The organism is Bradyrhizobium sp. GW821-FHT13H05 (assembly GCF_058804065.1).
In genome coordinates, this window is record NZ_JBXAPO010000007.1 from 301,680 (window position 1) to 323,404 (window position 21,725).

At 64.9% G+C, this 21,725-nt stretch carries 26 protein-coding genes; 15 read left to right on the top strand and 11 right to left on the bottom strand.

Going from position 1 to position 21,725, the window contains the following annotated elements; all coding sequences use genetic code 11:
• Window positions 1-3: 3 nt before the first annotated feature.
• Complete coding sequence (locus AC1RR3_RS23195) at window positions 4-192, bottom strand: hypothetical protein (protein ID WP_492825421.1); 189 nt, start codon at window positions 190-192, stop codon at window positions 4-6.
• 31 nt (window positions 193-223) lie between these two features.
• The gene (locus AC1RR3_RS23200; protein WP_492825448.1) at window positions 224-1,381 is read right to left on the bottom strand and encodes an MFS transporter; all 1,158 of its coding nucleotides are present in this window, start codon (window positions 1,379-1,381) and stop codon (window positions 224-226) included.
• A gap of 167 nt (window positions 1,382-1,548) precedes the next feature.
• On the opposite strand from AC1RR3_RS23200, the gene AC1RR3_RS23205 reads away from it, so the two are divergent.
• The gene (locus AC1RR3_RS23205; RefSeq protein ID WP_492825422.1) at window positions 1,549-2,808 is read left to right on the top strand and encodes an adenylate/guanylate cyclase domain-containing protein; all 1,260 of its coding nucleotides are present in this window, start codon (window positions 1,549-1,551) and stop codon (window positions 2,806-2,808) included.
• A 144-nt stretch (window positions 2,809-2,952) separates the two neighbouring features.
• Here the strand turns inward: AC1RR3_RS23205 and AC1RR3_RS23210 are convergent, their stop codons facing one another.
• The gene (locus tag AC1RR3_RS23210) at window positions 2,953-4,197 is read right to left on the bottom strand and encodes an MFS transporter (protein ID WP_492825423.1); all 1,245 of its coding nucleotides are present in this window, start codon (window positions 4,195-4,197) and stop codon (window positions 2,953-2,955) included.
• A gap of 169 nt (window positions 4,198-4,366) precedes the next feature.
• On the opposite strand from AC1RR3_RS23210, the gene AC1RR3_RS23215 reads away from it, so the two are divergent.
• Window positions 4,367-5,731, top strand: coding sequence for an Nramp family divalent metal transporter (locus AC1RR3_RS23215; RefSeq protein WP_492825424.1), 1,365 nt, complete (start codon window positions 4,367-4,369; stop codon window positions 5,729-5,731).
• 32 nt (window positions 5,732-5,763) lie between these two features.
• Here AC1RR3_RS23215 and AC1RR3_RS23220 read toward each other — a convergent pair whose 3' ends face one another.
• From AC1RR3_RS23220 to hemB, 6 genes are all read right to left on the bottom strand, one after another.
• Window positions 5,764-6,162 carry a PIN domain-containing protein gene (locus AC1RR3_RS23220; protein WP_492825425.1) on the bottom strand — a complete coding sequence of 133 codons (399 nt, stop codon included), beginning with the start codon at window positions 6,160-6,162 and terminating at the stop codon, window positions 5,764-5,766.
• The gene (locus AC1RR3_RS23225; RefSeq protein ID WP_492825426.1) at window positions 6,152-6,382 is read right to left on the bottom strand and encodes an AbrB/MazE/SpoVT family DNA-binding domain-containing protein; all 231 of its coding nucleotides are present in this window, start codon (window positions 6,380-6,382) and stop codon (window positions 6,152-6,154) included. The genes AC1RR3_RS23220 and AC1RR3_RS23225 overlap by 11 nt, the downstream gene beginning before the upstream one ends.
• A gap of 120 nt (window positions 6,383-6,502) precedes the next feature.
• Window positions 6,503-7,012 (bottom strand): hypothetical protein, encoded by a 510-nt coding sequence (locus AC1RR3_RS23230; RefSeq protein WP_492825427.1) that lies wholly within the window; start codon window positions 7,010-7,012, stop codon window positions 6,503-6,505.
• A 6-nt stretch (window positions 7,013-7,018) separates the two neighbouring features.
• Complete coding sequence (locus tag AC1RR3_RS23235) at window positions 7,019-7,795, bottom strand: arginyltransferase (protein ID WP_492825428.1); 777 nt, start codon at window positions 7,793-7,795, stop codon at window positions 7,019-7,021.
• Between the two features lie 122 nt (window positions 7,796-7,917).
• Window positions 7,918-8,454 carry an RDD family protein gene (locus AC1RR3_RS23240; protein WP_492825429.1) on the bottom strand — a complete coding sequence of 179 codons (537 nt, stop codon included), beginning with the start codon at window positions 8,452-8,454 and terminating at the stop codon, window positions 7,918-7,920.
• A 200-nt stretch (window positions 8,455-8,654) separates the two neighbouring features.
• Complete coding sequence (gene hemB, locus AC1RR3_RS23245) at window positions 8,655-9,716, bottom strand: porphobilinogen synthase (RefSeq protein WP_492825430.1); 1,062 nt, start codon at window positions 9,714-9,716, stop codon at window positions 8,655-8,657.
• A gap of 138 nt (window positions 9,717-9,854) precedes the next feature.
• Here hemB and AC1RR3_RS23250 point away from each other — a divergent pair, with 138 nt between their 5' ends.
• The 13 genes from AC1RR3_RS23250 to AC1RR3_RS23310 all read left to right on the top strand — a co-directional run bounded on the left by AC1RR3_RS23250 (window position 9,855) and on the right by AC1RR3_RS23310 (window position 20,765).
• The gene (locus tag AC1RR3_RS23250) at window positions 9,855-10,358 is read left to right on the top strand and encodes a DUF6163 family protein (RefSeq protein WP_492825431.1); all 504 of its coding nucleotides are present in this window, start codon (window positions 9,855-9,857) and stop codon (window positions 10,356-10,358) included.
• 504 nt (window positions 10,359-10,862) lie between these two features.
• Window positions 10,863-11,381 carry a transcriptional regulator LdtR gene (ldtR, locus tag AC1RR3_RS23255; protein ID WP_011087797.1) on the top strand — a complete coding sequence of 173 codons (519 nt, stop codon included), beginning with the start codon at window positions 10,863-10,865 and terminating at the stop codon, window positions 11,379-11,381.
• A gap of 198 nt (window positions 11,382-11,579) precedes the next feature.
• Window positions 11,580-11,816: a hypothetical protein gene (locus AC1RR3_RS23260; RefSeq protein WP_492825432.1), complete on the top strand. Its 237-nt coding sequence runs from the start codon at window positions 11,580-11,582 to the stop codon at window positions 11,814-11,816.
• Between the two features lie 37 nt (window positions 11,817-11,853).
• The gene (locus tag AC1RR3_RS23265; protein ID WP_492825433.1) at window positions 11,854-12,075 is read left to right on the top strand and encodes a hypothetical protein; all 222 of its coding nucleotides are present in this window, start codon (window positions 11,854-11,856) and stop codon (window positions 12,073-12,075) included.
• A 272-nt stretch (window positions 12,076-12,347) separates the two neighbouring features.
• The gene (gene glyA / locus AC1RR3_RS23270) at window positions 12,348-13,646 is read left to right on the top strand and encodes a serine hydroxymethyltransferase (RefSeq protein ID WP_492825434.1); all 1,299 of its coding nucleotides are present in this window, start codon (window positions 12,348-12,350) and stop codon (window positions 13,644-13,646) included.
• A gap of 15 nt (window positions 13,647-13,661) precedes the next feature.
• Complete coding sequence (gene nrdR, locus AC1RR3_RS23275) at window positions 13,662-14,144, top strand: transcriptional regulator NrdR (protein WP_007603426.1); 483 nt, start codon at window positions 13,662-13,664, stop codon at window positions 14,142-14,144.
• Window positions 14,141-15,289: a bifunctional diaminohydroxyphosphoribosylaminopyrimidine deaminase/5-amino-6-(5-phosphoribosylamino)uracil reductase RibD gene (gene ribD, locus AC1RR3_RS23280; protein ID WP_492825435.1), complete on the top strand. Its 1,149-nt coding sequence runs from the start codon at window positions 14,141-14,143 to the stop codon at window positions 15,287-15,289. The genes nrdR and ribD overlap by 4 nt, the downstream gene beginning before the upstream one ends.
• A 1-nt stretch (window position 15,290) precedes the next feature.
• Window positions 15,291-15,899, top strand: a complete 609-nt coding sequence (locus tag AC1RR3_RS23285) for a riboflavin synthase (protein WP_492825436.1) — start codon at window positions 15,291-15,293, stop codon at window positions 15,897-15,899.
• Between the two features lie 101 nt (window positions 15,900-16,000).
• Window positions 16,001-16,492: a 6,7-dimethyl-8-ribityllumazine synthase gene (gene ribH / locus AC1RR3_RS23290; RefSeq protein WP_492825437.1), complete on the top strand. Its 492-nt coding sequence runs from the start codon at window positions 16,001-16,003 to the stop codon at window positions 16,490-16,492.
• A gap of 3 nt (window positions 16,493-16,495) precedes the next feature.
• The gene (gene nusB, locus AC1RR3_RS23295) at window positions 16,496-16,993 is read left to right on the top strand and encodes a transcription antitermination factor NusB (RefSeq protein WP_492825438.1); all 498 of its coding nucleotides are present in this window, start codon (window positions 16,496-16,498) and stop codon (window positions 16,991-16,993) included.
• Window positions 16,994-17,150: 157 nt separating this feature from the next.
• Complete coding sequence (thiL, locus tag AC1RR3_RS23300) at window positions 17,151-18,149, top strand: thiamine-phosphate kinase (protein WP_492825439.1); 999 nt, start codon at window positions 17,151-17,153, stop codon at window positions 18,147-18,149.
• A 238-nt stretch (window positions 18,150-18,387) separates the two neighbouring features.
• Window positions 18,388-20,508 carry a sodium-translocating pyrophosphatase gene (locus AC1RR3_RS23305; protein ID WP_492825440.1) on the top strand — a complete coding sequence of 707 codons (2,121 nt, stop codon included), beginning with the start codon at window positions 18,388-18,390 and terminating at the stop codon, window positions 20,506-20,508.
• Between the two features lie 101 nt (window positions 20,509-20,609).
• Window positions 20,610-20,765, top strand: a complete 156-nt coding sequence (locus AC1RR3_RS23310) for a hypothetical protein (protein WP_008129438.1) — start codon at window positions 20,610-20,612, stop codon at window positions 20,763-20,765.
• A 20-nt stretch (window positions 20,766-20,785) separates the two neighbouring features.
• Here the strand turns inward: AC1RR3_RS23310 and AC1RR3_RS23315 are convergent, their stop codons facing one another.
• Together AC1RR3_RS23315 and AC1RR3_RS23320 are read right to left on the bottom strand one after the other, a co-directional pair.
• Complete coding sequence (locus AC1RR3_RS23315) at window positions 20,786-21,205, bottom strand: carboxymuconolactone decarboxylase family protein (protein WP_492825441.1); 420 nt, start codon at window positions 21,203-21,205, stop codon at window positions 20,786-20,788.
• The gene (locus tag AC1RR3_RS23320; protein WP_492825442.1) at window positions 21,141-21,569 is read right to left on the bottom strand and encodes a MerR family transcriptional regulator; all 429 of its coding nucleotides are present in this window, start codon (window positions 21,567-21,569) and stop codon (window positions 21,141-21,143) included. Before AC1RR3_RS23320 ends, AC1RR3_RS23315 begins: the two co-directional genes overlap by 65 nt.
• Between the last annotated feature and the right edge of the window lie 156 nt (window positions 21,570-21,725).

Below are 21,725 nucleotides of genomic sequence, written 5' to 3' on the forward strand. Positions count from 1 at the left end.
CCTTTAGCGCGGCGCCGTGATCGCGGGCGGGCTCGCCTCCGGCGTCTTCTTCGGCTTCAGCGTGCCGGCATAGAACGAGAGCAGCCACACCAGGATGATGGCGAGGAGATAGACGCCCCAGGCCTGCGGCGGCGTGATCGCCCAGCGCAAAAGGCCTTTGAATGTGCGGGGCGGGCTGTTGTCTTCGGTCATGGCCCGCTTGTGCGCGAAAGCAGCCGGGCGGTCAATCCGGCCGCCGCTCCGCGCGGACGAGAAACAACGCGGCCAGCGCCGAGAGGCTGAGCGCGGACGAGACCATCAGCACCTTGGCGCCCATGACGTCGATCAGCAGGCCGAAGGCCAGTGGCGCCACCGCCTGCGCCATCCGCGCCGGCGCGCCGATGATGCCGAGGCGGTAGCCGAAATCCTTCGGGCCGAAGATCGACAGCGGCAGCGTCCCGCGGGCAATCGTCAGGATGCCGTTGCCCGAACCGTGGAGCAGCGCAAATGCGCTCGCCGCGGCGCCGCCGAAGATGGCGACGACGGCAGCGCCGATCGGATGGGTCAGGCAGGCGAGCCGCGTCGACCACAGCGGATGAAAGCGGCTCAGAACGCTCGCTTCGAGAATACGCGCGACCACTTGCGCCGGACCGATCAACGCGCCGGCCGCGATCGCCTCGACATGCGTCGCGCCCGTTGCCTCCAGAATGCGCGGGAAATGCACGGCCATCGCGCCGGTGACGGTCCAGACCGCGGCGAAGACGAAGGCGAGCAGGATCATGCTGCGGTCGAGCGGCAGATGCGGCTTCTCGGCCGTCGCCGCCGCCTGCTTGGCGCCCTTGATCGCCGGCAGCATGAAGAAGTTGAGGGGCAGGCCGATCAGGATGTTGGCGGCGGCCCAGGCAAAGCAGGTCTCGCGCCAGCCGATATGGGCGAGCCCCCAGGCGGTGAGCGGCCAGCCGACGGTGGAGGCAAAGCCCGCCATCAGCGTGATGCCGGTGATGGGGCTGCGCGCCTCGGCGCCGTAGATGCGGCCGAGCGCGGCGAAGGCGGCGTCATAGAGCCCCATCGCCATGCCAATGCCGAGCACGAGCCAGGCGATCGCCATCACCGCCGTGGATTGCGAGAAGCCGAGCAGCACGAGGCCGGCGGCGATGATCAGGTTGGAGGCGGACAGCACCTGCCGGCCGCCGACGAGATCGATCTGCCGCCCGATCCGCGGGCCCAGCATGGCCGAGATCACCAGCGAGGCCGAGAACGCGCCAAAGATCCAGTTGGAGGAGATGCCGAGGTCGTGCGCCATGGGATCGGCAAGCAGCGCCGGCAGATAATAGCTGGAAGCCCAGGCCAGGGTCTGCGTGGTGCCGAGCGCCAGGACGATCGGGAGCTGGCGCTGGCTCATATGCCGGTGTTTCTGGTCGGCTCTGTCATCGGCGATCATTTGCAGCCTGCGGCGCGGGCGCGTCAACAGCGCCTGCGGCATATTCGACCTGCTACGGGCGGGAGCCTTGGCTGCATGCGGTCTGCGCGCGGCCTTTCGTTCGTCACGAATGCACGCCATAATGGCGTATGCAATTGACCTCGCGCCTCGCGCTGATGAACTGGCTGACCGGCCAGGGGCTCACCGGCCTGCCCGAAAATGAACTGCTCCGCGGCTTCTGCGAGCGCTGCCGCGCCGAGGGGTTGGAACTCTCGCGCGGGCTGGTCGTCATCGACACGCTGCATCCGATCTATGAAGGCCGCGGCTTCCGCTGGAGCGACCGGGCGAGCAACGAGAGCGACGCGTTCGAATACGGCTCGACCGCCGAGGGAGACGCCGCCCAGCACTGGCGCCGCTCCGTGTTCTTCCACATGCTCGAGCACGGCCACGACGAGATGGTGATCGATCTTGCGGATGCGCCATCGATGGATTTCTCGCAGCTCGGCGAGCTCGCCGAAAAGGGCCACAAGCACTATCTCGCCTTCGTGCATCGCTTCGGCGAGAACGGCGCGCTCGGCCTGATGGATTGCCTCTATTCCTGCTGGACCACGCGCCGCGACAGCGGTTTCTCCGAGCCGGAGCTCGTGGCGCTGCGCGATCTCGTGCCGGTGCTGGGGCTTGCGATCAAGTCGGCCCAGCAGGTCGACATCGCCCGCACGCTGGGCCGCGTCTATCTCGGTCGCGGCGCCTCCGAACAGGTGCTGGGCGGGCGCATCTCGCGCGGCGTCACCGAGCGCATCAACGCCGTGCTCTGGTATTCGGATCTGCGCGGCTCGACCGGGATCAGCGAGAGCATCGGCCCCGACGAGATCATCCCGTTCCTCAACGACTATGCCCAGGCCGTGATCGACGCGATCCATGATGCCGGTGGCGACGTGCTCAAGCTGATCGGCGACGGCGTGCTGGCGATGTTCACCGGTGAGGACATGGCGCATGCGCGCCGTGCAGCGCTCCGTGCCGAGCATCTGTCTCGCCAGAACGTCGCTGCGCTGAATGCGCGCCGGGCAGCCGACGGCCGTCCCACCACGTCCGCCTATATAGGCCTGCATGTCGGTGAGGTCTTCTACGGCAATATCGGCAGCGAGGACCGGCTCGATTTCACGGTGGTGGGCCCGACCGTGAACGAGGTCAGCCGCATCGCCTCGATGAGCCGGTCGGTTGACCGCGAGCTGCTGGCCTCGTCCGAGTTCTACCGGGGACTCGACGCCGCCGGCCGCCGCTACCTCGTCTCGACCGGCCGCTACGCGCTGCGCGGCATCGGCCACGCGCAGGATCTCTACACGCTCGATCCCGAGGTCGACGCGAGCGAGCCGGTGACGGGAAGCTACGAGCGGTATCTGGCGAACTAGCCCGGCTATCTCAACATACTCCGTCATTGCGAGCGCAGCGACTTGTCCGCCGAAGCTTTAGCGAAGGCGGAAGCAATCCAGAGTCTTTCTGTTGAGGCAGTCTGGATTGCTTCGTCGCAAGAGCTCCTCGCAATGACGCTTTGGTTAGCACCGCACCGCCACCTCATCGCCCACCATGTCCGGCTGCCGGTCGAGCGCCGCCGCGGGGGACTGCAGGATCACCAATGCCTGCGCGCCGAACACCGCCGCTGCCAGATACAGGCACGCCTCCGCGCTGTACAACCCGCCGACGATTGCCCCCAACGCCGAACCGAGCGGGCGGGCGCCATAGCTCATGATGTTGATGGCGGAGACGCGCCCCAACAGACGCGGTGGCGTCACCGACTGGCGCAAGGTCGTGGTCGAGATCACCCACAGGATCGGTCCGACACCGAGCAGGAAGAAGCTCAGGGCCGCAAGCCAGGGCGAGGGCACCAGCACCGTCAGCGCCATCACCAATGAGGCGACGAAGCCGGTGACCGGGCCGAGGCCGACGACCGTGCCGAAGGCGATCCGCTTCATCACGCGGGTGGCGAACAACGCTCCGATCACCATGCCGACGCCGTACATGGTCAGCACCGTGCCGATTCCGGCGGCGGTCAGGCCGAGATGGCGCACGGCGTAGGGCACGAACACCGCGATCTGGAGGAACCAGCCGGTGTTGAAGATGAACTGGGTGATGAACACCGGCCGCAGCAGCGGATGGTGGAACACGAAGGCCGCGCCCTCGCGGATGTCCTGGAATGGATGGCGGCGTGGTGAGGGCGCACGCGCGGGCTCGTAGATGCCGGAAAGCAGCACCACGGCGATGGCCGAGAGCGCCGCGGCGAAGCCGAAGGCCGGGCTTGCACCCCACCAGCCGACCAGCGCGCCGCCGAGCGCAGGCCCGCTGGCAAAGGCGATGGTGCGCGCAAGCTCGATCCGGGCATTGGCGGCTGGCAACAGGTCCGAACTCACCAGCGAGGGCACCAGCGCGGGTGCAGCCACGCTGTAGACGACAGTGCCGCACACCGCAGCGAAGCCGAGCAGCGCCAGCAGCGGCAGATTGAGCGCGCCGCATGCGAGCAGGATCACGATGGTCGTGAGGGCAGCGGCCCGGAGCGCCTCGGCTCCCGCCATCAGCGCGCGGCGGGAGATGCGGTCGGCGAGCAGGCCGGCCGGAATGGCGAACAGCACGAAGGGCAGGGTCAGCGCGGTCTGGAGCACGCCGGTCTGGCCTTCGGCGACGCCGAGTGTCAGCACGGCGACAATGGGGGCGGCAGCCAGCGCGATCTGCTCGGCCGATTGTGCGGCGAGATTGGACCAGGCGAGGCGGCTGAAGGTGTCGGGGAGGCGGGGCGTCGTTGACATGGCTCATTTCCTGCAAAGTCGGATTGGCGCCAGTATCTGCCTCCGGGGACGGCCAAACCCACCCGCTTCCCGACAGGGTGGAGCAAAACAGGGCCGCGGCGGGAACCCATGCGGCTAGATGCAGTTGCAAATGAGTTGCAATAAGCTTCGACTTCGGTATTGTGCCAGCATGGATGCCCGATCGCCCGATCTGACCCAAGAACTGACCCGAGACGCCGCCGGCTGGCGCACCGATGCGCCGACCACCAAAAGCCTGGCCGAGGTGAATGCCTCCGTTGCCATCCCCATCGCAGGGGTGTGGTGGCGGCGGCTGCTCGCCTTCGTCGGTCCAGGCTACCTGGTCTCGGTCGGCTACATGGACCCCGGCAATTGGGCGACCGACCTCGCTGGCGGCTCGAAGTTCGGCTACACGCTGCTATCCGTCATCCTGCTCTCGAATTTGATGGCGATCCTGCTCCAGTCGCTGGCGGCGCGGCTCGGCATCGTCACCGACCGCGATCTCGCGCAGGCCTGTCGCGCGACCTATTCGCCCGCCGTGAACTTCATGCTCTGGCTCGCCTGCGAAGCGGCGATCATCGCCTGCGACCTTGCCGAAGTCATCGGCACGGCGATCGCGCTCAAGCTGCTGTTCGGCATTCCCCTGATCGGCGGCGCGCTGATCGCTGCGCTGGACGCCTTTTTGCTGCTCATCCTGATGAATCGTGGCTTCCGTTTCCTCGAAGCCTTCGTCATCGCGCTGCTCGTCGTGATCGCAATCTGTTTCACGGTCCAGCTTGCCGCGGCAGCGCCGCCGGTTGCCGAGATGCTGAGGGGATTTGTGCCGAAGACCGAGATCTTCACCAACCCCGAGATGCTCTACATCGCGATCGGCATCATCGGTGCGACCGTGATGCCGCATAATCTCTACCTGCATTCGTCGATCGTGCAGACGCGCGCCTATGAGCGCAACGACACCGGGCGCCGCGAGGCGATCAAATGGGCGACGACGGATTCGACCATTGCCTTGATGCTGGCGCTGTTCATCAACGCCGCGATCCTCGTGGTCGCCGCCGCGACCTTCCACAAGAGCGGCCATTCCGATGTCGCCGAGATCGGCCAGGCCTTCGAGCTGCTCTCGCCTCTGCTAGGCCTCGGCATCGCCTCGACGCTGTTCGCGGTGGCGCTGCTCGCCTCGGGCCTCAACTCGACGGTGACGGCGACGCTCGCGGGTCAGATCGTGATGGAAGGTTTTCTCGACCTGCGTCTGCCGAGCTGGGCACGCCGCCTCTTGACGCGCGGCATCGCCATCATTCCCGTGATCGTCGTCACCGCAATTTACGGCGAGCGCGGCACGGCGGATCTGCTGGTGTTCAGCCAGGTCGTGCTGTCGATGCAGTTGCCCTTCGCGGTGATCCCGCTGGTCCGCTTCGTCTCGGATCGCCGCAAGATGGGCCAGTTCGCGATACCGCCGTACGTCGCCGCGATCGCATGGATCGTCGCGGGCGTGATCGTGGTTCTGAATGTGAAGCTGCTGGCGGATACGCTGTTCGGGTGAGGGCTAGGGGACCGTCCGGCCCTGCGGTGATTTCACACAAAGGGATTGGTGATGCGAAGGCCTTCCTTCAATACCATCCCATGTTGGAAGTCTTCGGACAGCAATGTCTGGCATCCCGCGTGAAGCGCCGAGGCTGCGATCATCGCGTCGTAGGTCGCCATTCCATAACGTTCGGCGAGGCTCAGGCCGGTATCATGAATATCCAGCGTGACGGGATGAATCGTGAGCAGCCCGCGTAACGCGTCCAGGAAAGTGTGTGTCTCCCGCCACGACAATTGCGTTTTCCGGCGGGCTACGTTGGCAAGTTCGTTGAGCACCTGCACGCTGATCACGCCCCCGCGCGAAAGAGCTTGCTCGGCGCGATCAGCTTTCGTCGCATCGCCTGATACGAGATAGACGAGGACGTTGGTGTCGAAGAAGCTAGCGGGCATTCGCTTCCTCTCTGTCGAACTTGAAGTCGGCAGGAAGGCTACCCCGAAGGGAACGAAGACGCTTTAGCAGCTCTGCACGGTCCGGCTTGCGTGCCACACCGAACTCCCGCTCTCCAGCAACGTGAATTTCGATCTCATCGCCTTCCTTCAGCTGAAGCGCCTCGACGACCGTGGCGGGAAGGCGGACTGCAAGGCTATTTCCCCATTTGGCGACTTGCATGTCACCTCCGTTGGATATACACAAGAAAATATGTATATCTAGCGCGCAGGATGTCAAGATCGATATCGGCAACCCTGCAGGGTCTGCGCCAAGCGTTGGCCCATAGGGTTTCCGTGGCCACTAGCACAGCCCGCTCATGTGCTTGAACCTCCAGAGCGACGGCAATCCTTGCGGGCTGTGTTTCGGCACGTAGCCCCGCAACCTCGCCTTCGGTCCCTTCTGCTTGAACTCCTCGATCCCGCACGATGTCGGGCCTTCGTACACGCTCACCGTCACGACATAAAAATCGGGAAGAACGCCCTCGATCCGGGCTTCGGATTCGACGTCGGCGTTCGGGCGCCGCCACGTGTGAATGATCTTGCGGCCAGGCTCGGGCTTGTCGAACAAGGGAACGTCTGGTGCGAAGAGATCAGCGACCTCGCCGATCTTGCCGATTGGCTGGCCGTAGTCCTTGAGGAACGTCCGAAGCTTCGGGGACAGAGGCGTCACCCCGATGCAGCGACCAAAATACTCTTTGCCGCCGGCGTCGCAGGCATGAGCGTCGATGCTCGAAGGGATGATCTGCGCGAGTGCTAACAGGACAGAAATTGCGGACGGCAAGCACAGGCTCCTGCTCGCCGCACGAACCACTGCTTCTTAATCCTGCGGCTCGGACGCCGCGTCACCTTGCGCGTCGATGCGCAGCCAGCCTGAGGGTGCGAGGCGCTGCTGCGGCAGGAAGCGGGCCTTGTAGTCCATCTTCTTGGAGCCTTCGATCCAGTAGCCGAGATAGACGTAAGGCAGGCCCTGACGGCGCGCGCGCGCGATGTGGTCGAGGATCATGAAGGTGCCCATCGAGCGGCTGACCTGGCCCGGCTCGAAGAAGGAGTAGACCATCGACAGGCCGTCGCTGAGCACATCAGTGAGAGCGACCGCGATCAGCTCCTCGCCGCGGCCGGTGATGCCGCTGTCGGGGCCGCGCTTGCGGTACTCGATGATGCGGGTCTCGACATGGCTGTCCTCGACCATCATGGCGTAGTCGAGCACGGTCATGTCGGCCATGCCGCCGTGGCGGTGGCGGGAGTCGAGATAGGCGCGGAACACCGAATATTGCTCGGAGGTCGGCACGGCGCTGCGCTGCTCGCCGATGATGTCGGCGTTGCGCGCGATGACTTTCCGGAAGTTGCGGGAGGCACGGAACTCGTTGGCGACGACGCGGACCGAGACGCAGGCGCGGCACTGGTCGCAGGCCGGCCGGTAGGCGATCGACTGGCTGCGACGGAACCCGCCATGGGTCAGGAGGTCGTTGAGGTCGCCCGCGCGATCGCCCACGAGGTGCGTGAACACCTTGCGCTCATGCCGGCCCGGCAAATAGGGGCAGGGGGAGGGCGCCGTGAGGTAAAACTGTGGGGTATCGCGCGAGTGCTGGGTCAAGGGACGTCGTGGGCCTCCGAACTGAATATAAGCATCGCGCTACGGAAGCCCCCGGTCAATTGTCCTGCTCGGCAGGTCAGATCAGCAACCAGTCTAGTGGATCCCGGTTAGTAGGTCGTTGATCAGTAAGTTCTGGCCGCCTGCGGGACGGGCGCGCGGACGGAATTGTTGATCACGACCGTTCCCAGCACGAAATCGTGCAGCAGGCGCCGGCGCCCGTTGAATAGGCCGACCAGCACCACGAAGGGCGTCAGGAACGACACCGTCACCCAGAACAGCACGGCATGGGTGGCGCCGAGCACGAAATAGCCTGAAGCGCCGTACCAGGTGCGCAGCTCCAGATCCATCAGGCGCATGCCGATCGTCGCGGACGAGGGACCGCCGATGCAGGCGCCGTAATAGACGATGGCCCAGATCACCGAGGCGGGCCAGGCCAGCCAGAACAGCGCCCAGCCGATACCGAGGGTGACGACGCCGAACAGCGCGATGAAGATGTAGCCGAGGATGACGGGAACGGAGATCACGACCATGTCGATCAGGAAGGCAAACGCCCGCCGCGTCGCCACGCCGCGAAACAGTTCCGGGTGCAAATAGGGATCGTAGGCGTGAGCCGCGCCGTCGCTGCGCCAGGCGCCCGAACTACCCGAGTCATACGACATCGTCCGTCCTCCCAAGGGGGAAACAGGGAAAACTCCCGTGGCAGGACATGGGAATAAGTCATCCCCGTGCCAAGGGCGCAGGGACGTTACCAAGCCGAAATATTCCGGCGATTCGGGGGCGGCGGAAGGCCCCAAGCGCCCGCTGTGGCGCACGGTGGATGGAATGGTGGGCATGCTTGCGCTTTGCCCACCCTGCGGCCTTATCCCTGGGTGCGCAGCTTCTCCGCGACCTTCGGCGCAAAATAGCTAAGCACGCCGTCGGCACCGGCGCGCTTGAAGGCGAGCAGGCTCTCCATCATCGCGCGCTCGCCGTCGAGCCAGCCATTGTTGGCGGCCGCTGCGATCATCGCGTATTCGCCGGAGACCTGGTAGGCGAAGGTCGGCATCGCAAAGGTGTCCTTCACGCGGCGGACCACGTCGAGATAAGGCATGCCGGGCTTCACCATCACCATGTCGGCGCCCTCGGCGATGTCGAGCTCGACCTCGCGCAGTGCTTCGTCGGTGTTGGCGCTGTCCATCTGATAGGTGCGCTTGTCGCCGGTGAGCGTCTTGGCCGAGCCGATGGCGTCGCGGAACGGGCCGTAGAAGGCGGAGGCGTATTTGGCCGCATAGGCCATGATCTGCACGTCGAGCAGGCCGGTGCGGTCCAGCCCCTCGCGGATCGCGGCGACGCGGCCGTCCATCATGTCGGAGGGCGCGATGATGTCGCAGCCGGCTTCCGCCTGTACCAGCGCCTGACGCACCAGCACGGCGACCGTCTCGTCGTTCAAAATCTTGCCGTCGGAGATCAGGCCGTCATGGCCGTGGCTGGTGAAGGGATCGAGCGCGACGTCGCAGAGAATGCCGATCTCGGGAAACTCCTTCTTGATCGCACGCACCGCCTGGCAGACCAGGTTGTTCGGGTTGGTGGCTTCCGAGCCTTCCTCGTCGCGCAGGGACGGGTCGGTGTAGGGAAACAGCGCGAGGCAGGGGATGGTGAGCTTCATCGCGCGCTCGGCCTCACGCACGGCCTGGTCGACGCTCAGGCGCTCGACGCCGGGCATCGAGGCGATCGCCTCACGCTTGTTGTTGCCGTCAATCAGGAATAACGGCCAGATCAGATCGTCCGTGGTGAGGACGTTCTCGCGCATCATGCGCCGGGCCCATTCGGCCTTGCGGTTGCGGCGCGGACGGATTGTCAGATCGAGGGCAGGGGAGGCGCCAGCACCATCCCGGCGCGAGACCTCGCGCAGTTCGATCGGACGTCCGTATTTGATCGCCATCACTCTTCCTCCGGCTGGAATTATTCTTATACCAGCTCGCATGGTTCCCGTCACCGCAGCTTGACCTGCCGCAAGGCAGAATTGAAGTGAACTGGGCAGCCGATTGATTTTGCGGGGCGAACCAGCCAGAAGGGGGCCATGTCCGAGATCTCCACCCGCGATGCGGCCCGCGACAGCGCCAATGCCAGGGACGCCGCCCGAGATAATGCCAGAGACAACGCCATGTCGGTGGCGGCGATCTCGTCGGAGCGCCCGGAATCCGACGACAATGTCTGGACGCGCCGGCTGGTGCTGTTCCTGCGGGTGATGGCACTGCTCTCGATCCTGAAGGGCCTCTATCACTGGGCGCAGGTCACCGGCTTCGTCGGCGGCGAGGACGAGGCGTTCGAGAACCAGTCGATGGCCTGGCAGGCCTCGACCATCTACTTCGCCGTGATCGAGCTCGTCGCCGCGGTTGGCCTGTGGCTGGCGACGCCCTGGGGCGCGGTGGTGTGGCTCACGACCGTGGTGTCGATGGCGGTGATCGAGCTGATGTTCCCGGGAATCTACGGCGGCAGCCTGATCGTGGTCGGCGTCGAGGTCTTCATGCTCGCCGCTTATCTCGCGCTCGCCTGGATGGCCGCGCGCGAACGGCCGCCATAGGGTGCAGGCGGTTCGGTGCACACTCGCTCGTGCCCCGGACGCTGCGCAGCACGCAGTGATGCGCTGCAGAGCCGGGGCCCATCTCCCCACCATCTCGTTTTTGGGCTTCTGGGTCCCGGATCTTCGCTTCGCTTGTCCGGGACACGAGAGCGGAGTTGTACGCGATTGGTTGACCGCTGGTTGCTTAAAATTCGACGTAACTTTTCGCTAACCAGCCCGTTCCGCCACAGCTGTTACGCGCGCGTTTCGAAACGGGGCGGGGCTGTTCTGGAATGCGACAACAGGGCCGGACGGAGGGTGAACAGGACCTTGCGAGGGTCAACAGAGCGTTGCGAAAAGCCCTTGTGGCACAGGCTTAATCCGCAATTCACTGTCTTAAATTCATGATCTCTTTATTCTCTTATTTAAGCCGATCTTCAAACGCCCCCCTTAAGTTGGACCTATCAGACGGAGCACAAGTTTCGTCGAATAAGTGTCGATAAAAACGACAACAGGGGAAGTGTCATGATGAAAGCCGTCGCAACTGCGGCAGATACCGCAGAGCGCGTCTCCGGCCAGCAGGGTTCGGTGCAGTCGCTCTATCTGGAAGCTTTGACTCTGGTGGAGCGGCTGCATCGCCGGCTCCTCGACGTGATCAAGGACGAGTTCGATCGTCGTGGTCGCGCGGACATCAACTCGGTGCAGGCGCTGCTGCTCTACAACATCGGCGACAAGGAGCTGACCGCGGGCGAACTGCGCACGCGCGGTTACTATCTCGGCTCCAACGTCTCCTACAATCTGAAGAAGCTCGTCGAGCTCGGCTTCCTCGATCATCAGCGCTCGCGCGTTGATCGCCGCTCGGTGCGCATCCGTCTGACCCCGCAGGGCCAGGAAGTCCGCCGCATCGTCGACTCGCTCTACCAGAAGCACGTCAAGACGGTCGAGCAGGTCGGTGGCATCTCGGGCGAGGAATTCTCGACCCTGAACAAGTCGCTGCACCGCCTCGAGCGGTTCTGGACCGACCAGATCCTGTATCGCCTCTGAGTTTTTCCGAGGGATCGAGGCCAAGCCGGCCCGCAACAAGACCGGCAAGCCTCCCGAACGTGCCTGACTTCCCCAAGCGCACCGGCCCGGCTCTGCCCGGATCGGTGCGTTTTGTCGTTTCGCGGTTGCGAAAAAAACAGCGGGTTGAGCGGAACCAGTTCCCGGTTGCGGCGTTGTGTCCCCGGATCGGAGAATGCGATGCTGGTCGAGCGCGGGTTGCAGGCAATGAACGTCGAACTCGTGAGCGATGCCTATGCCATCGCCGCGAACTACCTCCGCCGCTCCGGCGCCATCCCCGACACGCTCGTCACCAATGAACGCCTGCTCGAGATCATCGTAAAACTGTTCCAGCACGGTGAACTCAACAAGATCAGGCTCGCCAACAAGGCGATCGCCTGGTTCGAGACGCAGTTCGAGGCGCGCGCGGTTGCCTGATCGAAACTCCCAGAATTCCAGAGAACCAGAGGGTGCCATGGACGCTGCCATTGACCGCATCATGCAGACCTATGACCTGCTCGCAAACCGCACATCGGCGGCGAGCGCCGAGGCGCGGGCCAAGGTGACCAACTATCTCAAGACGTTGATGGAAGCCGGCGAAAAGGACACCCACAGGTTGACCGTCTGCGGCCTCACCTATCTGCGCCAGCTCGACGGCAGCGTGGACCCGGTGAAGGCGGGGTATACCGGGCTGTAGGGGAGAGCTGGCCGTCTCATCGGCTGGCGCCGGTCAGGATTTAGGTCCAGAGCGGACCCTTCAGGGCCATAGGCGTGAGGACGATCCCCAGAGATCCGTCCTCCCGTCCAAATCCCCCAATCCCCACCATATCTTGCATAAATATCAGGCCCGACCCGCAACTACTTGGCCTGTTGCGGGCGATGTGGTAGATCGCGCACGCCGCTTCCGATCACCACACCAGACCCGCCCGTAGCCCGCCAAAAGGCTGCGGCGGTGGAGATATTCGCAAGATGACCTTCGCCAAAACCACCTCCGCGCCCGATTCGTTTTTCACCGCCGCGCTCGACCAGGCCGACCCGGAAATCGCCGCCGCCATCAAGGGCGAGCTCGGCCGGCAGCGCCATGAGGTCGAGCTGATCGCCTCCGAGAACATCGTCAGCCGGGCCGTGCTGGAAGCGCAGGGTTCGGTCATGACCAACAAGTACGCAGAGGGTTATCCGGGCGCGCGCTATTACGGCGGTTGTGAGTGGGTCGACGTCGCCGAGAACCTTGCGATCGATCGCGCCAAGAAGCTGTTCGGCGCCAATTTCGCCAACGTGCAGCCGAACTCCGGCAGCCAGATGAACCAGGCGGTGTTTCTGGCGCTGCTCCAGCCCGGCGACACCTTCATGGGCCTCGACCTTGCGGCCGGCGGTCATCTCACCCACGGCTCGCCCGTCAACATGAGCGGCAAGTGGTTCAAGGCCGCGCATTACACCGTGCGCCGCGAGGACCAGATCATCGACATGGACGCGGTCCAGAAGCAGGCCGAGGAGGTCAAGCCGAAGCTGATCGTCGCCGGCGGCTCGGCCTATTCGCGCGCTTGGGACTTCAAGCGCTTCCGCGAGATCGCCGACAGCGTCGGCGCGTATTTGCTGGTCGACATGGCGCACTTCGCGGGTCTCGTGGCCGGCGGCGTGCATGCTTCGCCGGTGCCGCATGCCCACATCACCACCACCACGACGCACAAGTCGCTGCGCGGCCCGCGCGGCGGCCTGATGCTGTGGAATGACGAGACGCTGACCAAGAAGTTCAACTCGGCGATCTTCCCGGGCCTGCAGGGCGGCCCCCTGATGCATGTGATCGCGGCGAAGGCGGTCGCTTTCGGCGAGGCGCTGCGTCCGGACTTCAAGATCTACGCGAAGAACGTCGTCGAGAACGCCAAGGCGCTGGCCGAGACGCTGAAGAGCCACGGCTTCGATATTGTCTCGGGTGGTACCGATAACCATCTGATGCTCGTCGATCTCCGGCCGAAGGGCCTGAAGGGCAACGTCTCGGAGAAGGCGCTGGTTCGCGCCGCCATCACCTGCAACAAGAACGGCATTCCCTTCGATCCCCAGTCGCCGTTCGTCACATCAGGTATTCGGCTCGGCACCCCCGCGGCGACCACCCGCGGCTTCGGCGTGGCCGAATTCCAGCAGGTTGGCGGCATGATCGCCGAGGTCCTCAATGCGATCGCGCAGTCCGACGAGGGCAAGGCGCCGCTGGTGGAGGCCGCGATCAAGGAACGAGTGAAGGCGCTCACCGATCGGTTCCCGATCTATCAGTAAGGCCAAGGTAAACGGATGCGCTGCCCGAACTGCAACAGTCTCGATACGCAGGTAAAGGACTCGCGTCCGACCGAGGATTCTTCCGTGATCCGCAGGCGGCGCGTGTGCGTCGCCTGCAATTTCCGCTTCACCACCTTCGAGCGCGTGCAGCTGCGCGAGCTCACGGTGATCAAGCGCAACGGCCGCCGCGTGCCGTTTGACCGCGACAAGCTGATGCGCTCGGTGTCCATCTCCCTGCGCAAGCGGCAGGTCGAGCCGGAGCGGGTGGAGAAGATGGTCTCGACCATCGTGCGCGAGCTCGAGACCGGCGGCGAAGCCGAGATCTCCTCCGAGGTGATCGGCGAGACCGTGATGGAGCATCTGCGCACGCTCGACGACGTCGCCTATGTGCGCTTCGCCTCGGTCTACCGCAATTTCCGCGAGGCCAAGGATTTTGCCGACGTGCTCGGCGAGCTCTCCGGTGAGGAGGAAGCGCGGCTCGCCGCGATCCGCAAATGATCTTCCGCATCCTGGAGGATCAGTTCGCCCGGAAGATCCGCGACACCAAGGACGCCGATCGCCGCTTCATGCAGCTGGCGCTCTCGCTCGGCCGGCGCGGGCAGGGGCGCACCTGGCCCAACCCGGCAGTAGGTGCCGTGATCGTCAAGGACGGCGTCATCGTCGGCCGCGGCTGGACGCAGCCAGGTGGGCGCCCGCATGGTGAGCCCGAGGCGCTGCGGCGGGCCGGGGAGGCAGCACGCGGCGCCACGCTCTACGTCACGCTGGAGCCATGTTCGCATTTCGGCAAGTCGCCGCCTTGCGCTGATGCGGTGATCGCCGCCGGCATCAAGCGGGTCGTTGCGGCGATCGAAGATCCCAATCCGGAAGTCGCGGGCCAAGGCCATGCGCGGTTGCGCGCCGCCGGTATCACGGTGGATGTGGGTCTGTGCGCGGCAGAGGCCGCCTTCGACCATTCCGGGCATTTCCGCCGCATCCGTGACAAGCGCCCCCATGTGATCCTGAAGCTCGCGGTCTCGCCCGACGGCAAGATCGGTGCGGCCGGCGGCAGGCCGGTTGCGATTACCGGCGAAGCCGTGCGCGATCGCGTGCATCTCTTGCGCGCGCAGAGCGACGCGATCCTGGTCGGCATCGGCACGGTGCTGGCGGATGATCCGCAGCTCAATTGCCGCCTGCCGGGCATGGCGGCGCGCTCGCCGGTGCGCGTGGTGCTGGACCAGAGCCTGCGCATTCCGGCATCGAGCCAGCTCGTGCGCTCCGCGCGCGAAATACCGCTTTGGGTGGTGGGCTCTGAACTCGCCGAGGCCGCGGCCGCCACGCGGCTTGGCGCGGCCGGTGCGCAAATCATGCGCATGCCGCCGGGCAGTGCATCCGGGCTCGATCTTCCGGCCGTGCTGCATGCGCTGGCCGGGAAGGGCATCTCGCGGCTGATGGTCGAGGGCGGCAGCCGGGTGGCGGCATCGTTCGTCGCGGCCGACCTCGTCGACGAGATCTGGCTGTTCCGCGGCGTGGAAGAGGTCGGCGCTGGCGGCGTCGATGCGCTCGATGCATTGCCCCTGTCGAAAATCACGCAGTCGCAGGCCTACAAGGTTCATGCTAGCGAGACATTCGGTCACGATATTCTCACCATCTACGAGCGCGCCTAACATGTTCACCGGCATTGTCACTGATATCGGCGAGATCGTCGGCTTCACGCCAACGGCGCAGGGCCAACTGCATCGTCTGCGCATCGCCTGCAGCTATGACCAGACCACCATCGCGGACGGCGCCTCGATCGCCTGCAACGGCGTGTGCCTCACCGTGGTCGCTTCCGGCGTGGCGAGCGGCAAAACCTGGTTCGACGTCGACGCCGCCGCCGAGACGCTGGCGCTGACGACGGCAAGGCACTGGAAGGTCGGCACGCGGCTCAACCTCGAGCGCGCGCTCAAGATCGGCGACGAGCTCGGCGGCCACATCGTCGCCGGCCATGCCGACGGGATCGCGACCATTGTCAGCCGCGAGGACCTGCCTGATATGGCGCGGTTCGAACTCTCGACCACGCGCGAACTGGCGCGGTTCATCGCCACCAAGGGCTCGATCACGCTCGACGGCGTCTCGCTGACGGTTAATACGGTTGCGGACGTGACCTTTTCGGTGCTGATCATCCCGCACACGCTTGATGTCACGACGATTGGTGCCTGGAAGGCGGGGGCCGAGGTCAATATCGAGGTCGATTTGATGGCCCGCTATGCGGCGCGGCTGACGGAAATGAAGTGACCGGCGCAGCCGGAATTATGCTTTAAAACTTGGCTTACGCGCCTGCGGCGACTACATAACGCGCCGACCCAAGAGGCGACTTAACTAAACGGATTGAGATGATGGCAGACGCGCGGCGCGCACCGCTGAAGGACCAGACCGACATTTCCGGCGCCCGTGCGCTGATTGTCGAGGCGCGGTTCTATGACGATCTCCAGGACGCGATGCTCGAAGGCGCGGTGGCCGAACTGAAGGTGGCCGGCCTGACGTATGACGTCATCACGGTTCCCGGCGCACTGGAGATTCCGGCGGCGGTGGCCATTGCGGTCGATGCGGCCGCGGCCAACGGCAAGCCCTATGATGCTGCGATCGCGCTCGGCTGCGTGATCCGCGGCGACACCATCCATTTCGAAATCGTCTCGCAAGAGTCCTCGCGTGCGCTGATGGACCTCGCTGTGGCGCGAAAGCTGCCGCTCGGCAACGGCATCCTCACAGTCAACACCGAGGCGCAGGCCTGGGCACGGGCGCGCGCCAGCGAGCTCAACAAGGGTGGCGACGCCGCGCGCGCGGCGATCGCGATGCTGCGCATCAAGCGCCGTCTGGCGCGGGTCTGAGCGATGGCCGACAACAGCAAGAAGCCCCCGGTCGGCGCTGAGAAGAAGGCGAACCGGCGTGGTGCGGCGCGGCTCGCAGCCGTGCAGGCGCTGTACCAGATGGATATCGCCGGTGCGGGCATCAACGACATCTTCGCCGAGTTCGAGAGCCACTGGCTCGGCAACGAGGTCGAGGGCGACACTTATCTTCCGGCGGAAGCGGCGTTCTTCCGGGACGTCGTCTCCGGCGTCGTGCGCGACCAGAAGAAGCTCGATCCCCTGATCGACGAGGCGCTGTCGAAAGGCTGGCCCTTGAAGCGGATCGAGGCGATCCTGCGCGCGGTGCTGCGGGCCGGGGCCTATGAGCTCCAGCATCGCAAGGACGTGCCGGGCCGCGTCGTCGTCTCCGAATATGTCGATGTCGCCAACGCCTTCGTCGACCGCGAGGAGACCGGCATGGTCAACGCCGTGCTCGACCAGATCGGCCGCCAGTTTCGCGGTGACGAGTTCGGGCGGGGGTAGCTCCGCATTCCGCTGTCATCACCCGCCTTGTGCGCACTTGCGCACTGGAGCGGGTGATCCAGTACGCCGCGGCAGCGGTTATTGATATCGGGCGTCTCGGCGTACTGGATCGCCCGGTCGAGCCGGGCGATGACAGTGGAGTGTAGGGTCGACATTGATGACCATTCCGCACAATCCCTCCGCCGAAGACTCCCTCATCGCGCGCTATTTCAAGCCGCTGGCGACTGATCCCGGCGCGTTCGGGCTGGTCGACGATGCGGCGGTGCTGTCCTCATCCGGCGACGACATCGTTGTCACCACCGACGCGATCGTCGAGGGTGTGCATTATCTTGCCGCTGATCCGCCCGACACCATCGCGCGCAAGGCGCTGCGGGTGAACCTGTCCGACCTCGCCGCCAAGGGCGCGAGGCCGGCCGGCTTCGTGCTGACGCTGGCGCTGCGCAGCAAGGAAGATTCCTGGCTCGGCCCGTTCGCGGATGCGCTCGGCGAGGACGCCAAAACCTTCGCGTGCCCGCTGCTCGGCGGCGACACGGTCTCGACACCGGGGCCGCAGATGATCTCGATCACAGCCTTCGGCCGCGTGCCGAAGGGGCATATGGTCGGCCGTACAGGCGCAAGGCCAGGCGACCGCATTTTGGTGACAGGCACGATCGGCGATGCCGCACTTGGCCTCGATGTCCTCACCGGTGGCGCGGTGGCCGCGGCGCTCGCGTCCGATCCCGCTGCATGGAAGGCTCTGGTCTCGCGCTATCGGATCCCGCAGCCACGCAACGCGCTGGCCGAGGCCGTGCGCGACCATGCCTCGGCCGCGATGGACGTCTCCGACGGGCTCGCCGGCGATCTGACAAAGCTCTGCGCGGCGTCCGGCGTCTCGGCCACGATCGACGTGGCGAACATCCCGCTGTCACCTGCTGCGGCTGGCCTGATCGCGCGCAACGCCGTTTGCGTCGAGACGCTGCTTGCCGGGGGCGACGACTACGAGGTGCTGTGCACGGTGCCGCCGGCGCAAAGCGACGCACTGATCGCGGCAGGGCGAGCCGTCGGCGTTGCCGTCACGGCCATCGGCACGATCGTGGCGGGCGGCGAACGGCCGCGCTTTCTGGACGGGCAGGGCCAGGAACTGGCCTTGAAGCGGCTCTCCTACAGCCATTTCTAGGAATTGCTCCAAACCAGCGGCCAGACGCTCAGGACTAGGTCTAAATACCTGCCGAGATCGGCCTTTTCGGCCTTATCCGGCGTTGCACCCTCAATTTGATTTTGGCAAGCTTGTGACCGAACAGGGCCGCCCCTTCGGGCAAGGGGCGGCCCTGTTCAACATAAGGGCGCCGCACCGCGTGACGGAAAAACAAAAGGCGCCGGGGGTACGTACATCAAGGATCTGAGGCAAAAATCACATGACAGCATTATGGTTGATAGTGCTCTGCGGAGTGCTTTCCGTCGTCTACGCGATTTGGGCGACGTCTTCGGTGTTGAGTGCAGATGCGGGGTCGCCGCGGATGCAGGAGATCGCAGGAGCGGTGCGTGAAGGCGCACAGGCGTATCTCCGGCGCCAGTACACCACGATCGGTATCGTCGGCATCGTCATTTTCGTGCTGCTTGTCTATTTCCTCGGGCTTTATGTCGCGATCGGTTTTGCCATCGGCGCCATCCTGTCGGGGGCGGCCGGCTTCATCGGCATGAACGTCTCGGTTCGCGCCAATGTGCGCACCGCCCAGGCGGCGACGACGTCGCTTGCCGGCGGCCTCGAGCTCGCCTTCAAGGCGGGTGCGATCACCGGCATGCTGGTGGCGGGTCTCGCGCTGCTCGGCGTGACCCTCTATTTCGGCTTCCTGGTCTATTCGCTGAAGCTCGCGCCCGACAGCCGTGTCGTCGTCGACGCCATGGTGGCGCTCGGCTTCGGCGCCTCGCTGATCTCGATCTTCGCCCGTCTCGGCGGCGGCATCTTCACCAAGGGTGCGGACGTCGGCGGCGACCTCGTCGGCAAGGTCGAGGCCGGCATTCCCGAGGATGATCCGCGCAATCCCGCGACCATCGCCGACAACGTCGGCGATAACGTGGGCGACTGCGCCGGCATGGCGGCCGACCTGTTCGAAACCTATGCGGTGACCGCGGTCGCCACCATGGTGCTGGCGGCGATCTTCTTTGCGAAGACGCCGATCCTCATGAGCATGATGACGCTGCCGCTCGCGATCGGCGGCATCTGCATCATCACCTCGATCATCGGCACGTTCTTCGTCAAGCTCGGGCCGAGCCAGTCGATCATGGGCGCGCTCTACAAGGGCCTGATCGCGACCGGCGTCCTGTCGTTGGTCGGCATCGCCTGCGTGATCTACGCCCTGATCGGCTTCGGCAAGCTCGATGGCGTCGAGTACACCGGCATGTCGCTGTTCGAATGCGGCATCGTCGGCCTCGTCGTCACCGCGCTGATCATCTGGATCACCGAATACTACACCGGCACCGACTATCGTCCGGTGAAGTCGATTGCGGCGGCGTCGGTGACCGGCCACGGCACCAACGTGATCCAGGGTCTTGCAATCTCGATGGAGTCGACCGCGCTGCCCGCGATCGTCATCATCGCCGGCATCCTGGTCACCTACAGCCTCGCCGGCCTGTTCGGCATCGCGATCGCGACCGCCACCATGCTGGCGCTGGCCGGCATGGTCGTCGCGCTTGATGCCTTTGGCCCCGTCACCGACAACGCCGGCGGCATCGCCGAGATGGCGGGCCTGCCGAAGGAGGTGCGCAAGTCGACCGACGCACTCGACGCGGTCGGCAACACCACCAAGGCGGTGACCAAGGGCTACGCGATCGGCTCGGCCGGTCTCGGCGCATTGGTACTGTTCGCGGCTTACAATGAGGACCTCAAGTTCTTCATTGCGGACTCCGCGCACCACGCCTATTTCGCAGGCGTCAAGCCGGACTTCTCGCTCAACAATCCCTACGTGGTTGTCGGCCTGTTGTTCGGTGGCTTGCTGCCGTACCTGTTCGGCGCGATGGGTATGACTGCGGTCGGACGCGCGGCGAGCGCGATCGTCGAGGAGGTGCGCCGGCAATTCCGCGAGAAGCCGGGCATCATGCAGGGCACCGACAAGCCTGACTATGGTAAGGCCGTGGACCTGCTCACCAAGGCGGCGATCAAGGAGATGATCATCCCGTCGCTGCTGCCGGTGCTGTCGCCGATCGTCGTCTACTTCCTGATCTACGCGATCGCGGGCGGTGGCCCGGCCGGCAAGTCGGCGGCGTTCTCGGCGGTCGGTGCGATGTTGCTCGGCGTGATCGTGACGGGCCTGTTCGTCGCGATCTCCATGACCTCCGGCGGCGGCGCCTGGGACAATGCCAAGAAGTACATCGAGGACGGCCATTACGGCGGCAAGGGCAGTGATGCCCACAAGTCCGCCGTGACCGGCGACACCGTCGGCGATCCCTATAAGGATACGGCGGGACCTGCGGTAAACCCGATGATCAAGATCACCAACATCGTGGCCTTGCTGCTGCTCGCGATCCTGGCGCACTAAGCAGCAGTCAGTCGATCAGGCAAACCCCGCGGTGCGAGCCGCGGGGTTTTGCTTGGCAAGAACCTCTTTCGCTGTATGCGAACAAACACGGAGATCAATCCATGTCGCTCTCATCCGCCCGGAATTATGCACTCCGCGCCGCCAAGTCGCAGGACCAGAAGGAGGCCGCCGAATTGTTATCCAAGGCCATCCTGGAGCTCGCTCTGGCGATCGAGGCCACCGATGCCAAGGTCAAGAAGATCAACAAGTCGTCCTAGGCGCGATGCGATCCGAAGGCTTACGCCTTGGCTTCCGATCCTTGCTCAGTTCTCCGCGCAAACACCTCCTTCGCTGCGAACAGGCCGTTGATGGCTGCCGGGAAGCCGGCATAGACGGCCATCTGGATGAGGATCTCGACAATCTCCTCTCGGCCGAGCCCGACATTCAGACCTGCCTCGATATGCACCTTGAGCTGAGGTGCGGCGTTGCCCATGGCCGCGAGCGCTGCGATCGTTGCGATCTCGCGCGAGCGGAGGTCGAGTCCGGGCCGTGAGTAGATGTCGCCAAATGGAAATTCGAAGACATAGGTGGCGAAGTCCGGGGCGATGTCGCCGAGCGCCGCCACGACCTTATGGCCGGCCTCTCCGTCGATCTCAGCGAGTGCGCGACGACCGCGCTCCAACCGGCTTTCGCCGGCGTTCGGGAAGTGTTGCGTCATAGTCTTTCATCCTCTGTTCCGTTTCGGCATAACCGCCGATCTTGGTGTCGAGGACGAGAAGACAGGCATTCAGTTCGTCGACGTGGGCGCGCACGCTTTCGCGGTGTCGCTCCAGCAGCGCGCGCCGCTCAGCCTCGGTGCCGCTGCCTCGATCCCGGAGCTCCGCGTAAAGCAGCATGTCCCTGATCGGCATACCCGTCGTCTTCAGGCGACCGAGAAACTCGATCCACACCAGGATCGAGGCATCGTAGTCACGTTGGCTGGATCGGTCCCGGTCGGCGTAAGGCAACAGTCCGATCCGCTCGTAGTAGCGGATCGTATGGGCCGTCAGCCCGGAACGCTTCGCGAGTTCGCCGATCTTCATGCCTGTCTCTCATCACGACGCGCGGAAACTACGAGTTCGAGCGCACTCTAAGTCAAGAGACATTTGGGCCCGTCATTGCTGTGCAAGTCCACTAATTCGCTGATCGAGAGATTTCGGTTTTGGCGGCGGCAAAATCTTTTGGAGACTTGCCGCCGA